Here is a 13653-nt window from a genome sequence, read left to right on the forward strand (position 1 = left end):
GGGGGCGGCGCCCGGGGCGTGGCCGGGCTCGGCTCCCGGGGTCTCGTGCCGGGGCTCGGGCACGGTCCTGGCCGGGGAGGAGATCTCCCACGCATCGGCCGGGCGGGGGGTGCGGGCCATCACGGAGAGCGGGTCGGCGTCCAGCTTCTGCTGGGGGCTGGGGGCGAACTTCACCGGCAGCTCGACCAGGTGGCGGGACATGATGTTGCCGACCCAGCGCAGCTCGCTCTCGCCGACGCCGAGCTCGAGGTCCGGCAGGCGCATCAGGAGCGCGTCGACGCCGACATCGGCGATGGCCCGGCCGATGTCCTGCCCCGGGCACTCGTGGGGGCCGCCGCTGAAGGCGAGGTGGGCGCGGTTGCCGCCCATGTCGGCGCCCAGGTCGGGGCGGACGGTGGGGTCGGTGTTGGCCGGGGCGATCCCCACGAGGAGGGCGTCGCCCGCCTTGATCTGCTGGCCGCCCAGCTCGGTGTCGCCGACGGCCCAGCGGCCGAAGACGGCGGTGAACGGCGGTTCGTCCCAGAGGGTCTGTTCGACCGCCTCGGGGACGGTCATGTGCCCGCCGCTGAGCCGGGCGCGGAAGCGCGGGTCGATCAGGACCATGCGCAGCACGTTGGCGATGAGGTTGGCGGTGGACTCGTACGCGGCGATCAGGATGAGGCGCAGGTGTTCGACGACCTCGATGTCGGTCATCGTCGCGGGGTGCTCGACCAGCCAGCTGGCGAAGTCGTGGGCCGGTTCGGCGCGGCGGCGCTCGACCAGGCGGGTCAGCACGGCCACGATGTGGGCGTTGGAGGCCACGGCGGTCTCGGTGCCGCGGGTCATGTCGCGGGCGGCCTGGACGAGGCGCTCGTCGTACTCCTCGGGCATGCCGAAGATCGCGCACATCACCATCATCGGCAGGTGCTCCGCGAACTGGCTGACCAGGTCGGCGGTGCCCTTCTCGCAGAAGTCGTTGACCAGGCGGTTACTGAAGCGATTGATGTGGCGGCGCACGCCGCGGGTGTCGATGCGCTCCATGCTGTCGGTGACCGCGCCGCGCTGCCGCTCGTGCTGGGCGCCGTCGGCGAAGACGCAGACGGGCTGCCAGGTGAAGATCGGGGCGAGCGGGTGGTCGGGGGCGACGCTGCCGTCCTGGAGGGCCCGCCAGCGCCGCGAGTCCCGGGAGAACTGGGACGGCGTACGGGTGAGGTGGAGGTTCTCGCTGTGGCCGAGGACGAGCCAGGCGGGGACGTCGCCGTGGAGCAGGACCGGGGCGACGGTGCCGTGTTCGGCGCGGAGCTTGTCGTAGAGGCCCGCGGGGTTGTTCTCCGCCTCGGGGCCGTAGAGCCGGCGCAGTCCGCCGGGGCCGATGTCGAGGTTGTGGGCCGGGCACTGGGGCGGCGGCACGGCACCGGGTTCGTGGTGGAAGGGGGTTGTCACAGGGGCTCCAGGGATCAGGATTCCAGGGCTGGTGCGCAGGCGGGCGAGTGCGGCGGGGCGTTCGGGCGCGGGCCGGGCCGGGGGCGTACGCCGGGGACGGCGCGCGCCCCGGGGTGGTCCCGTCGCCGGGCCCCGGGGTGCGGGGGCGTCAGGCGAGGGGGACGGCCAGGCTGTGCAGGTAGCGCATCAGGGTCATCAGCACATCGCGGCTGGAGGCCCGCAGCCGGGCATCGCAGTCGATCATCGGGACCTCGTCCGGCAGGTCGAGGGCTCTGCGCAGGGTCTCGACCGGGTGGTGCGGTGCGTCGGGGAAGGTGTTCACGGCCACGACGAACGGCACGCCGCGCTCCTCCAGCCGGCCGATGACGTCGAAGCTGACTTCGAGGCGTCTCGTGTCGATGAGGACGACCGCGCCGAGGGCGCCTTCGAAGAGGCCGTTCCACAGGAACCAGAAGCGTTCCTGGCCGGGGGTGCCGAACAGATAGAGGATCAGTTCCTCGCTGAGGCTGATCCGTCCGAAGTCCATGGCGACCGTGGTGGCGGTCTTCGTCTCCACCCCGGCGTTGTCGTCCACGCCGACGCCGGCCTGGGTCATGGTCTCTTCGGTCGTCAGCGGCCGGATCTCGCTCACCGAGCCGACCATGGTCGTCTTGCCGACGCCGAACCCGCCGACGATCACGACCTTCACCGCGGCGGTGGCCGTGGTGGGGAGGACGTCCTCGGTGCGGGGTCCGGTGATCGTGTCAGAGCTTCTGAAGTCCATGCATCACCGCTTCGAGAAGGGACCTGTCGGGGAGAGTGGCGCGGACGATCGGCGCGCGCGACTCGATGAGCTCGGTGGCGAGGAGATCGCTCAGGAGCGAGGTGACCACGCTGAACGGCAGGCCGAGGTAGGCCGAGATCTCGGCGACGGACAACGGGGCCTGGCAGAGCCGCAGGATCGCCGCCTGTTCGGGCTGGAACGTCGGCGAGGGCTCCGCCTGCGCGACGACCATCGTGACCAGGTCGAGCGCGGCCCGTTCGCTGTCGTCGAGATCGCCGGTGATCACGTACAGCCGTTCCGGATCGAGGAGATCCGGGTCGGCCTTGCGGCGTTCTCGTCGAGGTCCACTCATCCGGACTGCCCGCCGTGGCGGGGCGGGCTGGTCAGATGAGCTCCGATCCGCACGACCATGTCCCGCATCCGGGCGCCGACGAGTCCGGCGTCGACGGTCTCGCCGGCCAGGACCGCGAGATACGCGCCGGTGCCGGCCGCCATCAGGTAGAAGAACCCGCCCGTGACCTCGATGACCACGAGCTTCATCAGTCCGTCGCTGTACGGGATCTCGGTGGCCACCGCGGCGGCCAGGCTCTGGAGTCCGGCACAGGCCGCGGCGAGCCGGTCGGCGACGTCGGGGTCGCCGCCGTGCATCGCGATGCGCAGACCGTCCGACGAGAGCACCACGATCTGGTGGATGCTCGGAACGTCGTCGGCCAGCTCCTTGAGCATCCAGTCCATGTTTCCCCGCTGCTGGATCACTTCAGGTCTCCCTTGTCCCACGCGTCATCGGAGTCTTCGCCGTGCTTTCGTTCCTGCGGTACGCCGTTGACGGCCTTGGTGAAGGCCTCCAGCCACAGGCCGGGGGGCTTCTCCTCGCCGCGTCCGCCGTCCGTGCCGTCGCCCGGGCCGGGTTGGAAGCCGTTCACGGGGGCCGGGGGCGGCGGGGGCTGCTGCGGGAGGTTGTGCGAGCCGAGCGGGGCGCGGCCCCGACTGCGGCGCTGCGGCAGCCCGTTCTCGGTCCACTCGGTGACCACGGGAACGTCGTCCTCCATGGCGGCCGCGGGAGGGGCCGGGCGCGCGGCGGCCGCGGGGGCCCCGGTGGGGACCGGTGCGGCCACGGACGGCACGGGGCCGGTGGCGGCGGGCTTGGGCTTGCGCTTGCCGGGCGGCGGCACCACGTGCTGGAGCTGCGACATGTCCAGGGAGCTGGTGGGCCGGGAGGTGGCGCCGATGCCGTGGGCGATGCCCGGGGCGGGCCCGGTGGTGATCATCTCGCGCGGCACGATGAGGACGGCGCGGACGCCGCCGTACGCCGACTGACGCAGCGACACCTGGAGCTGGTACATCCGGGAGAGCCGGCCGACGACGGCCATGCCGAGGCGCGGGGACTCCCCGAGGTCGTTCATGTTGATGCCGGCCTGGGCCTGGGCGAGCATGTTCTCGGCGCGGGCGCGGGCCTCCTCGCTGAGGCTGACGCCGCCGTCCTCGATCTCGATGGCGATGCCGGTCTGCACCTCGACCGCGGTGACGTGCACCCGGGTCTGGGGCGGCGAGTAGCGGGTCGCGTTGTCGAGGAGTTCGGCGCAGGCGTGGATGAGCGGTTCGACCGAGGTGCCGACGATGGCGACCTTGGCGATCGAGTGCAGATCGACGCGCTGGTACTCCAGGATGCGGGACATCGCACCGCGCAGGACGCTGAACAGCGGTACGGGCTTGGGCCACTGGCGGCTGGGGCGGGCGCCGCCGAGCACGGCGATGGAGTCGGCGAGCCGGCCGATCAGCGCGGTGCCGTGGTCGATGCGCAGCAGGTCGTCGAAGACCTCGGGGTTGCGCCCGTAGTGGTCCTCCATCTCCCGCAGTTCACTGGCCTGGCGGTGCACGATCGCCTGGACGCGGCGGGCGACGCTGACGAAGGCGCGCTGGGCGGAGTCACGCCGGGCCTCCTCGTTGTCGATGACTTCGAGGACCTGGTGGATCTGCTCGCGCAGCGCCTTGGGCAGATGGCGGTTGGCCGCGTCCGCGTCGACGATGTCGCGCATCACCTCGTCGGGCGAATTGCCCACGCGCAGCCGCCGGATGGCGGCGGGCATGACTTCCTTGGTGAGCCGTACCGTCTCGGCGTCGTGCGAGAGGATGCGGTGTTCCAGGTAGGCGATGCGCTGTTCGTACTCGGCGCGCTGGACGCGCAGGGCGCGTCGACGGCGGTGGAGCGCCACGGTGAGTACGGCGACCACGAGCGTGGTGATCGCGCCGCACACGGCGACTGGTATCCGCGCGGCCGGTGCGACCAGGGCCGACCCGGCGGCGGTCGCGCCGAGGAGCAGGACCACGGGCAGCAGGACTACGCGGACGACGGGGACTTCTCTGTCGGTCGGCGGTGATTCAACACGGACCATCTAAAACCCTCTGGCGGTTGATTCCGGGATGTATGCGCACTGAGCGGAGACTTAGGAACAAGTGCTCGAATTCATCTCAACTCGACTTCACTGCGCGTGAGCTTAGCCAGATCAGAACAGTGCTTCGGCATATTCACCCAACCCCCTGCGGAAGCCCGCCGAGAGGAATACACTCACCAGTTTTTGCACTGAGCGCTGCGGAACGTGTGCGGGGAGTAGTGATGGCTGGAAATAGCGTTCCCCCGATCCATCGGCGCACGAGGAAAGGGCATCCTCGCCGCCGAAAAAGCGACTTACAGAGCGAAAAGCCCACCCCCCTCCCCTGTCACCGCCCAGAACCAGCCAGAGGCACAGGTGACCGAACCGGATCGAAAGGAGCAGATTCCCGGCCGACGGAGGGGTGACGGGCAAAATCGCGGCGCTGACGCGTATGCGGGCGCCCGCCGCCGAGGGGGCGCCGGGGTCAGCGGCGGGCGCCCCCGAGACGCCCTTCCAGCTGGACGAGCAACTCGCTCAGTCGGGACGCGAGTTCATCGCGGCCGGGCTGGTCAAGACCGGCCAGTACCGAGCGTTCGTACGCCAGTTGCTCGGGCAGCAGCCGGTCGACCAGGGCTCGCCCCTCGTCGGTGAGACGGACATGGGCGACCCGCCGGTCGCGGTCGTCGCCCCGGCGCTCGACCAGGGCGCGGTCCTGGAGGGCGCGCAGCCGTTTGGTGACGGCTGCCCCGGAGGAAAAGGTCTCGCGGGCCAGCTCGCCGGGGGTCAGCTCCCGGTCCGTCCGGCGCACGGCGCCGAGGAGGTCGAATTCGGCGCGGGTCAGCCCGGCGGAGCGCAGCGGGGCGTCCTCCGCCTGCTGAAGGAGGGCGGCGCAGCGGTTGATCCGGCCGATGATCTCCATCGGCCCGGTGTCGAGCCCGGGGTTGACGGTCTGCCACTGCCGGACCACCGAGGCAACGATGTCGTCGGTCACTCCGCTCCGATCGAAGGGGCGTGGGCCGTGGGCCCGCGCCGTGGTGCTGTCGCGGCGAGCGTACGGTGTCCGGCCTGCTCGGCCGCGAGAAGACGCTGCTCGGGCAGGGCGCGCTGCCACCATTCGCCCGCGGCGGTGTCACCCGCCTCGCGCAGTTCGACGAGGCTCGCGGTGAGCTTCCGGCGGGCCCGGTCCCGCTCGCCGGGTGCGGCCGCGAGGTCGGCGCCGGTCCGTTCCGCGGCGGCGCGGGCCCGGTCGGTGGCGTCGAGGGCCCGCTCGACCCGGCCCGCAGCCCGCCGGTTGGTGACGAGCGTCGCCGCCAGGAAGCCGGCGGCCGCACCGAGGACGGTGTCCAGGACCCGGTCGCCGATCAGCTCCCCGGCCGGGTGGGCGCCGCCGAACTCCAGGACCAGCAGGGCCATCGGGGTCACCGCGACGGAGCCGAGCCAGTAGTTGCGGGTGATCAGGGCCTCGGCGGCGAAGCCGAAGAAGAGGCAGCAGCAGACGAGGGCGAGCGGGCTGATCCGCGAGACCGGCAGGACGGCGGCGAAGACGAGCACGCCCAGGAGGTTGCCGAGGGTGCGCTGGAGGGTGCGGTTCCACGACAGGGTGAGGTTGGCCTGGTAGAGGGAGGCGGCGGTGACGATCGCCCAGTAGGGGCGGCCGACGCCGAGCGCGGCGCAGAGGTACCCGGCGAGCGCGCAGCCGATCAGGGTACGGACGGCGACCGGCAGGAGCGGGGATCCGGGGCCGAGGCTGCGCAGCAGGGTGCGGCGGGCCGTGCGGCGGCCTTCGCGGGCGCGCAGGGCGGCACGTTCGGCCTCGATCCCGTGGAGCTCGTCGGCGGTTCCGGGGGCCGGCGGCGGTGTGGGCACGGGCCCCCGGCCCCGGGTCCGGGCGGCCCAGGCGCGCAGCCGTTCCGGATCCGCCGCCCCGGCCCCGGGGCTCGGGGCCACGAAGGCCGCTTCGGCGTGCACCACGAGGCGTTCCAGCGACCGGCGCACGGGGGTGGGGCGCCCGGAGGCGAGCAGGCACTGCCAGGCGGCGTGCACGGCGGCGGCCGCAGCGTTTCGGTTTCGCGGGCCCGGGTCGGCGGCACAGACCGCCGCGGCCTCCAGGGCTCGGGCGACGGCCCGGCGTTCGGGCCCTTCGCGGCGGGCCAGGGCGGGCGCGAGGGTGACCAGCCAGGCGAACGCGCCCGCGCCGAGGGTCAGGGCGAGGTGGCCGGGGATCCGGTCGAGGCGTTGCGGGGCGAAGAGGGCGGCCGAGCTGACGAAGGTGAAGATCACGTGGCCGGGCGGCCCGATCCGGGTGGCGTCGCACAGCACCTTCTGTACGGCGGCGAGCAGCGCCCCGACCGCGATGAGCACGGCGGTCGAGCCGGTGAGCGAGGCGGTGACCAGGGAGACGGCGAGCCCGGCGGCCATTCCGAGCACCACGCCCGCGACGGCCCGCGCCCGCCGGGCGTACGGCAGGCCGTGGCCGTAGAGCGCGCACAGCGACCCGGCCATGGCGTAGATGACCAGGTCCAGCCGGCCGAGGGCCAGGAGCGTCAGATGGGGTACGGCGGAGGCGACGACCACGCTGAGGGCGGGCTTGAACCAGGTGTCCGAGGGCCGGGAGAGCCGGAGGGCCGAGGCGAGCGGGAGGCCGCGGACGGTCGGCGGGAGGTGCGGGAGCTTGCGGGCGGAGGGCCGCCCGGGGCGGACAGGTGTATCACTCACCCATATACGTTAGCAGGTATTACACCGGTAAACGATTTGACCTCTGTTCGAGCGGCGGCGACTCGGGCACACTGTCCCGCGGACAGCGCGACCCATATTCTTTGAATCTTCATGCACCCACTACGATGACGGGCGATGACCAGGGTGAGCACGCGGACCGACCGGCAGCGGTGCCGCTCCCGCGCGCCTTTCGCCCTGGGCTGGGTCTTCTTCCTGCTGGCCATGCTCTTCTGCTGTTCGGCCGCCACGTCGTCCGCCGCCGTGCCGGTCGCGGCGGGCCCGGCCGGGGCGGCCGCCGTCCGCGCGTTCACCCCGACACCGGACGCGGCCTTCGAACCGGTCGTGCTGGCTTCCGCGCCGGACCGCGGTCTGGGCACGTCGTGCCACGGAGGTTCGACACACGCGGTGGCCGTCGTGCTTCCGGTGCCGTCCGCCCCCGTGGCCCTTCCCTCGTCCGTGGCCCTCGCCCCCACCGCCCCACTCGTGGGGGCCGCTTCCATCAGGGGTCCCGCGCACGACGGTGTGCGTTCCGTCGATCAACTGCGCCTCCAGGTCCAACGGATCTAGAGTCCGGGTCCGCTCTCCCCCCGCGCCCCGGCGCCGGTTCACCGGGAGCGGTTTTCCGTATGCACCGCATCCCCTACCCCCTCATGCACAGAGCCCTTGTGCATCGGTTGAACGACGAGGACTTCTCATGGCTTCCGCCAAGAACCAGAACAGCCCGGCAGCAGCGCGTCGCGCCAAGCTCGAGGAGGCGCGCCGCAAGGAGCGCGCCCGTGAGCGCCGGGTCCGCATGATCACCATCGGGGCTTCGGTGGCCGTGGTCGCCGCCCTGGTCGCCGGAGGCGGCTACCTGATGGTGCAGGCCAACGAGAAGGAAAAGAAGGACGAGCAGGCCAAGACCTCGCCCGTCACCGGTGAGCGCAGCTGGGACAAGCTGACGCAGGAGCACGTCGCGAACAAGGTCGACTACCCCATGAACCCGCCCGTCGGGGGTGACCACAACCAGGTCTGGATGAACTGCAACGCGGACGTCTACACCGAGGAGATACCGAAGGAGAACGCCGTGCACTCGCTGGAGCACGGCGCGGTCTGGGTGACGTACAACGACAAGGCGTCGGACGCGGACATCGAGGCGCTGACCAAGAAGGTCAAGTCGACCCCGTACTCCCTGATGAGCCCGGTCAAGGACCAGAAGGACCCGCTGATGCTCAGCGCCTGGGGCAAGCAGGTCACGGTCAAGAACGCCTCGGACGACCGGGTCGACCAGTTCTTCACCAAGTACGTGCAGGGCCCGCAGACCCCCGAGCCGGGGGCCGCCTGCACCGGCGGGCTGGACAAGTGACCGCCCTCGCACCCGCCCGCTCCACCCGCCGGCTGGTCCTCGCGGGAGCCTCGGTGCTGCTCGTCGCACTGGGGCTGGTGGCGCTGATGGTCGTCCGCCCCTCCGCGGCCTCCCCGTCCGGGGCGTCGTCGCAGTCCGCTCCGGCGGAGGACTCCGTGGACGCGGGCTTCGCCCGGGACATGGCGATCCACCACCAGCAGGCGGTCGAGATGTCGTTCATCGTGCGGGACCGCACCGACGACGAGGACGTGCGGCGGCTCGCGTACGACATCATCAACACCCAGGCCAATCAGCGCGGCATGATGCTGGGCTGGCTGGAGATGTGGGGGCTGCCGAAGAGCGCGGCCGGGCCGCCGATGGAGTGGATGGGGCACACCTTCACGCCGACCGACGACGGTTCGCTGATGCCGGGCATGGCGACCGACGCGGAACTGGCGGCGCTGACGGCCGCGAAGGGCGAGAAGGCCGAGATCCTGTTCCTGCGGCTGATGACCGTGCACCATCGCGCGGGCGCCGACATGGCACAGGCAGCCGCCGGTTCGGCGAAGACGGACGCCATCCGGAACCTGGCGGAGGGCATGGTCCGGGGCCAGCAGTCGGAGATCGGGCTGATGGCGGACATGCTGAAGGACCGGGGCGCCAAGCCCTGATCGGCAAGACACCCCGTGGGGGCGGTTCCGGCCGGAGGGCCGGGGCCGCCCCTTCTCGTACCGCTCGCGCGGAGCCCCTCATCGCATAGGCTCGGCGACGATATGAAGAGCATCCTCACTCCGCTGGGGCCCAAGGCCGACAAGGACACCGTGCGACGGCACAATCTGAGCCTGGTACTGCGCGCCGTGCGGGACGAGGGCGAGCGCGGCGACGCCACGCGCGCCGGAGTGGCCGCCCGGGTCGGGCTGACCCGGGCCGCGGTGTCCTCGCTCGTCGAGCAGCTGATGGACAGCGGGTTCCTCACCGAGTCGGGCAAGACGTTCAGCGGCCAGGCCGGCCGCCCCGGCACCGCGCTCAAGGTGGCCCGCACCGGTCCGGCCGGGCTCGGTGTGGAGATCAACATCGATTACGTCTCGGTGTGCGTGGTGGATCTGGCGGGCACCGGCCGGGTCCGGCAGACCGAGCACCTCGACAACCGGGGCGCGCCCGCCGATGAGGCGCTGGCCCGGGCGGCCCGGCTCGCGGCGCGGACCCTGGAGTCGGCGTACGAGCAGGAGTTGCGGCCGGTGGGCGCGGCGCTGGCGCTGCCGGGTCTCGTCTCGGGCGGGTCGGTGCGGCAGGCCCCCAACCTCGGCTGGAACGAGGTCCCGGCGCAGGAGCTGTTCGCCGACGCGCTGGCCGCCCTGCGCCCCGGCCGTCCGGCGCTGCCGGTCGCCTCGGAGAACGAGGCCAATCTCGCGGCGCTGGCCGAGCTGTGGTTCGGCGGGCTCGGGGACGTCCGCAGCTTCCTCTACTTGACCGGTGAGATCGGGGTCGGCGGGGCGCTGGTCCTGAACGGCGAACTGCTGCGCGGGGCGCACGGTTTCGCCGGGGAGATCGGCCATGTGGTGGTGGATCCGGCGGGTCCGGAGTGCCGGTGCGGCTCGCGGGGGTGTCTGGAGCAGTACGCCGGACAGGCGGCGCTGCTGCGGGCGGCCGGGATCGAGGGGATCGGCGGCGCCTCCGGGGTGCTGGAGCTGGAGCGGCGCGCGGCGGCGCAGGACCCGCGTGCGGTGGCCGCGATCGGTGAGGCGGGCCGGATGCTGGGCCGGGTGCTGTCGGGGGCGGTGAATCTGGTCGACCCGGACGCGGTGGTGCTCGGCGGCATCTACCGGGGCCTGATGCCGTGGCTGGCGCCGCCCGCCGACGAGGAGCTGACGGGCCGGGTGGTGTCGGGCCTCTGGTCGCCCGGCAGCGGCCGGCTCCGGGCGTCGTCGGTGGCGGGCGACGCGGCGCGGGGCGCGGCGGCGCTCGTGGTGCAGGACGTGCTGGACGATCCGGTGGCGTACGCGGAGCCGTCGAGCGGGTGAGCGGGGGGCCGGGGGGCTCGAAGGCACCGGCCCGTGCTCACGCGGTACGTCGGTGAGCCCGGGCCCGTCCGGTACGCCCGACGGGCCCGGCCCACCCGGTACGTCAGCGGACGGCGAGCAGGTGGTCCATGGCGAGCTGGTCCAGGGCCTCGAAGGCCATCCCGCGTTCCGCCGCCGCGTCCACGTCGAAGTCCTCGTACGCCGTGCGGTCGGCGAGCAGCTCGGCCAGGCCGTCCCCCGCGGTCGGGCGGGCCAGTTCGTCCAGGCGGGAGGCCCGCAGCGCCGCCCGCACCTCGGGGTCGGCGCGGAAGGCCGCGGCCCGCTCCTTGAGGATGAGGTAGTTGCGCATGCAGCCCGCCGCCGAGGCCCAGACGCCGTCGTAGTCCTCGGTGCGCGGGGGCTTGAAGTCGAAGTGCCGCGGGCCTTCGTAGCCGCTCTCCAGCAGGTCGACGAGCCAGAACGCCTGGCGCAGATCGCCGGCGCCGAAGCGCAGGTCCTGGTCGTACTTGATGCCGGACTGGCCGTTGAGGTCGATGTGGAAGAGCTTGTCCGCCCACATGGCCTGGGCGACGCCGTGCGGGAAGTTGAGCCCGGCCATCTGCTCGTGCCCGGTCTCCGGGTTGACGCCGACCAGCTCCGGGCGCTCCAGGCGCTCGATGAAGGCCAGGGCGTGGCCGATGGTGGGCAGCAGGATGTCGCCGCGCGGCTCGTTGGGCTTGGGCTCGATGGCGAAGCGGAGGTCGTAGCCCTGCTCGGTGACGTACTCGCCGAGCAGGTCGAAGGCCTCCTTCATCCGGTGCAGGGCGAGGCGGACGTCCTTCGCCGCGCCGGACTCGGCGCCCTCGCGACCGCCCCACGCCACGAAAGTGGTCGCGCCCAGTTCGACGGCGAGGTCGATGTTGCGCAGGGTCTTGCGGAGCGCGTAGCGGCGTACGTCGCGGTCGTTGGCGGTGAACCCGCCGTCCTTGAAGACGGGGTGCGTGAACAGGTTCGTTGTCACCATGGGCACGACGAGTCCGCTGCTGTCGACCGCCTGCCGGAAGCGCTTGACGATCCTCTCGCGCTCGGTCTCCGGCGCGCCGAAGGGGATCAGGTCGTCGTCGTGGAAGGTCACGCCCCAGGCGCCCAGCTCCGCGAGCCGCTGGACCGACTCGACGGGGTCGATGGCCGCGCGGGTCGCGTCGCCGAAGGGGTCCCGGCCCTGCCAGCCCACGGTCCACAGACCGAAACTGAACTTGTCCTCGGGGGTGGGTGTGAAGCGTTCCGTCATCGTCGTCCGACCGCCTTCGCCTGCCGTCGGGACGCCCGGCGGCGAGCCCGGCGCCCCTATTTGTTCAGTGTCATGACTAATCAAGCACACCGCACCCCGGGCGTGGAACCCCCTTGCCGCCTGGAACGTCCGCAGCACCCTGTGCAGCGGCCCACGCATACCGTAATTTGTTCATGCCACAGCCGAATGATCGGCACGTGAATGCCAGGTACCCCGCACCCGCAGCGCGAAAGAGGCCCCCATGCCGTCACCCGCCGTCGTCATCGGCGTGGACAGTTCGACCCAGTCCACCAAGGCAGCCTTCATCGACGCCGGGACCGGCGAGCAGCTCGCCGTGGGGCGCGCCCCGCACGTGGTCACCGGCGAGGCGGGGGCGCGGGAGAGCGATCCGGAGATCTGGTGGCGGGCGCTGTGCGAGGCCGTGGCCGCGGGGCTGAAGGAGTCCGGCCTGCCCGCCCGCGCGGTCACCGGGATCGCGGTGGCCGGGCAGCAGCACGGGCTCGTCGTGCTGGACCGTGCGGGACGGCCTCTGCGCCCCGCGCTGCTGTGGAACGACACCCGCTCGGCGCCCCAGGCCGCCGCGCTCACCGAGGCGCTCGGCGGGCCGGGGGCCTGGACGGCGCGGACCGGGTCCGTGCCGGTGGCGTCCATCACCGCCTCCAAGTGGCAGTGGCTGCGGGAGAACGACCCGGCGAGCGCGGCGGACGCGGCGGCGGTCCGGCTCCCCCACGACTTCCTGACCGAGCGCCTCGCGGGGGTCGCGGCCACCGACCCCGGGGACGCCTCGGGCAGCGGCTGGTACTCCACCGCGACCGGCGCGTACGACCCCGAACTGCTGGAGCTCCTCGGCCTGGACGCGGCCCTGCTTCCGGAGGTGGCACCCACCGGGGCGGCCCGGATCGGCTCGCTCACCGAGGCGGCGGCCCAGGCGCTCGGCCTGCCCGCGGGCATCGCGGTGGCGGCCGGGACCGGCGACAACATGAGCGCCGCCGTGGGCCTCGGTCTTGGCGGCGAGGGGCTGCTGGACCACCCGGCCCTCAGCCTCGGCACCTCCGGCACGGTGTTCGCGGCCTCCCGCACCCGGCCCGCCTCCCCCGCGCTCAACGGGTTCGCCGCCGCCGACGGCACGTACCTCCCGCTGGCCTGCACCCTCAACTGCACGCTCGCCGTGGACAAGGTGGCGACCCTGCTGGGCCTGGACCGCGAGGACGCGGCACCCGGCGGCGAGGCGGTCCTGCTCCCGTACCTCGACGGCGAACGGACCCCCGACCTGCCGACCGCCTCCGGCCTCCTCACCGGACTCCGCCACGACACGACCCGCCGGCAACTGCTGGGCGCCGCCTACGAGGGCGCGGCCGTCACCGTGCTGCGCGCCACGGACGAACTGCTGTCGGCCTGCGGCCTCGACCCGCACGCCCCCGAGGTCGCCGCCCGCCCGCTGCGCCTGATCGGCGGCGGGGCGCAGGGCCGGATGTGGGTGGAGACGGTACGCCGCCTCTCCGGCCGCCCGCTGGTCATCCCGGGCAGCGGAGAGCTGGTCGCCCTCGGCGCGGCGGCACTGGCCGCATCGGCCGCGGGCGGCGGCGACCCCGTGGCCCTGGCGACGGCCTGGCAGACGTCCGGGACGGACCGTCAGCTGCCGCCGGTGGAACGGGACACGGAGACCTGGGAGCGGGTCACCTCGGTCCTGGAGCGGGCGTCTCAGCCGCTGCTGGGCGGCTGAACGCGGGGCTGCGGTGGCTGACGGGGCCCTGCCCTCCGGCCGG

General features: G+C 72.9%; 13 protein-coding genes. 5 read left to right on the forward strand and 8 right to left on the reverse strand.

Features of this window, described 5'->3' with window-relative positions:
• The 7 genes from D3105_RS18040 to D3105_RS18070 form a co-directional block, all read right to left on the reverse strand.
• Nucleotides 1-1422, reverse strand: a 1422-nt coding sequence (locus tag D3105_RS18040) for a cytochrome P450 (RefSeq protein ID WP_206272792.1), incomplete at its 3' end; no start/stop codon positions are given.
• Between the two features lie 148 nt (nt 1423-1570).
• A complete protein-coding gene (locus D3105_RS18045) occupies nt 1571-2185 on the reverse strand; it encodes a GTP-binding protein (protein ID WP_118904189.1) in 615 nt (204 codons plus the stop codon).
• Entirely contained in the window at nt 2166-2537 is a 372-nt protein-coding gene (locus tag D3105_RS18050; RefSeq protein ID WP_030711754.1) for a DUF742 domain-containing protein, read from the reverse strand. Before D3105_RS18050 ends, D3105_RS18045 begins: the two co-directional genes overlap by 20 nt.
• Nucleotides 2534-2941 carry a roadblock/LC7 domain-containing protein gene (locus D3105_RS18055; RefSeq protein ID WP_006128841.1) on the reverse strand — a complete coding sequence of 136 codons (408 nt, stop codon included), beginning with the start codon at nt 2939-2941 and terminating at the stop codon, nt 2534-2536. Before D3105_RS18055 ends, D3105_RS18050 begins: the two co-directional genes overlap by 4 nt.
• Nucleotides 2938-4578 carry a sensor histidine kinase gene (locus D3105_RS18060; RefSeq protein ID WP_118904190.1) on the reverse strand — a complete coding sequence of 547 codons (1641 nt, stop codon included), beginning with the start codon at nt 4576-4578 and terminating at the stop codon, nt 2938-2940. The genes D3105_RS18055 and D3105_RS18060 overlap by 4 nt, the downstream gene beginning before the upstream one ends.
• A 463-nt stretch (nt 4579-5041) precedes the next feature.
• Nucleotides 5042-5548, reverse strand: a complete 507-nt coding sequence (locus D3105_RS18065; protein ID WP_118904191.1) for a MarR family winged helix-turn-helix transcriptional regulator — start codon at nt 5546-5548, stop codon at nt 5042-5044.
• On the reverse strand, nt 5545-7272 hold the full coding sequence (locus tag D3105_RS18070; RefSeq protein WP_118904192.1) for an FUSC family protein: 1728 nt from the start codon (nt 7270-7272) through the stop codon (nt 5545-5547). Before D3105_RS18070 ends, D3105_RS18065 begins: the two co-directional genes overlap by 4 nt.
• 135 nt (nt 7273-7407) lie before the next feature.
• Between D3105_RS18070 and D3105_RS18075 the strand changes: the two genes are divergently transcribed.
• From D3105_RS18075 to D3105_RS18090, 4 genes are all read left to right on the forward strand, one after another.
• On the forward strand, nt 7408-7839 hold the full coding sequence (locus tag D3105_RS18075) for a hypothetical protein (RefSeq protein ID WP_118904193.1): 432 nt from the start codon (nt 7408-7410) through the stop codon (nt 7837-7839).
• A 127-nt stretch (nt 7840-7966) separates the two neighbouring features.
• The gene (locus D3105_RS18080) at nt 7967-8617 is read left to right on the forward strand and encodes a DUF3105 domain-containing protein (protein WP_118904194.1); all 651 of its coding nucleotides are present in this window, start codon (nt 7967-7969) and stop codon (nt 8615-8617) included.
• Nucleotides 8614-9267 carry a DUF305 domain-containing protein gene (locus D3105_RS18085; RefSeq protein WP_118904195.1) on the forward strand — a complete coding sequence of 218 codons (654 nt, stop codon included), beginning with the start codon at nt 8614-8616 and terminating at the stop codon, nt 9265-9267. Before D3105_RS18080 ends, D3105_RS18085 begins: the two co-directional genes overlap by 4 nt.
• Before the next feature lie 102 nt (nt 9268-9369).
• Nucleotides 9370-10617: an ROK family protein gene (locus D3105_RS18090; RefSeq protein ID WP_118904196.1), complete on the forward strand. Its 1248-nt coding sequence runs from the start codon at nt 9370-9372 to the stop codon at nt 10615-10617.
• Between the two features lie 103 nt (nt 10618-10720).
• Here the strand turns inward: D3105_RS18090 and xylA are convergent, their stop codons facing one another.
• Nucleotides 10721-11887, reverse strand: a complete 1167-nt coding sequence (gene xylA, locus D3105_RS18095) for a xylose isomerase (protein ID WP_118904197.1) — start codon at nt 11885-11887, stop codon at nt 10721-10723.
• A 241-nt stretch (nt 11888-12128) separates the two neighbouring features.
• Between xylA and xylB the strand changes: the two genes are divergently transcribed.
• Entirely contained in the window at nt 12129-13610 is a 1482-nt protein-coding gene (gene xylB, locus D3105_RS18100) for a xylulokinase (RefSeq protein WP_118904198.1), read from the forward strand.
• The last annotated feature ends 43 nt before the right edge of the window (nt 13611-13653 follow it).

The organism is Streptomyces globisporus, assembly GCF_003501885.1.
GTDB lineage: Bacteria > Actinomycetota > Actinomycetes > Streptomycetales > Streptomycetaceae > Streptomyces > Streptomyces globisporus_D.

What these genes read in the sequence shown, in the direction of transcription:
- D3105_RS18045 (WP_118904189.1), bottom strand. Translation starts at nt 2,185, where the DNA reads ATGGACTTCAGAAGCTCTGACACGATCACCGGACCCCGCACCGAGGAC.
- D3105_RS18050 (WP_030711754.1), bottom strand. Translation starts at nt 2,537, where the DNA reads ATGAGTGGACCTCGACGAGAACGCCGCAAGGCCGACCCGGATCTCCTC.
- D3105_RS18060 (WP_118904190.1), bottom strand. Translation starts at nt 4,578, where the DNA reads ATGGTCCGTGTTGAATCACCGCCGACCGACAGAGAAGTCCCCGTCGTC.
- D3105_RS18075 (WP_118904193.1), top strand. Translation starts at nt 7,408, where the DNA reads ATGACCAGGGTGAGCACGCGGACCGACCGGCAGCGGTGCCGCTCCCGC.
- D3105_RS18080 (WP_118904194.1), top strand. Translation starts at nt 7,967, where the DNA reads ATGGCTTCCGCCAAGAACCAGAACAGCCCGGCAGCAGCGCGTCGCGCC.
- D3105_RS18090 (WP_118904196.1), top strand. Translation starts at nt 9,370, where the DNA reads ATGAAGAGCATCCTCACTCCGCTGGGGCCCAAGGCCGACAAGGACACC.
- xylA (WP_118904197.1), bottom strand. Translation starts at nt 11,887, where the DNA reads ATGACGGAACGCTTCACACCCACCCCCGAGGACAAGTTCAGTTTCGGT.
- xylB (WP_118904198.1), top strand. Translation starts at nt 12,129, where the DNA reads ATGCCGTCACCCGCCGTCGTCATCGGCGTGGACAGTTCGACCCAGTCC.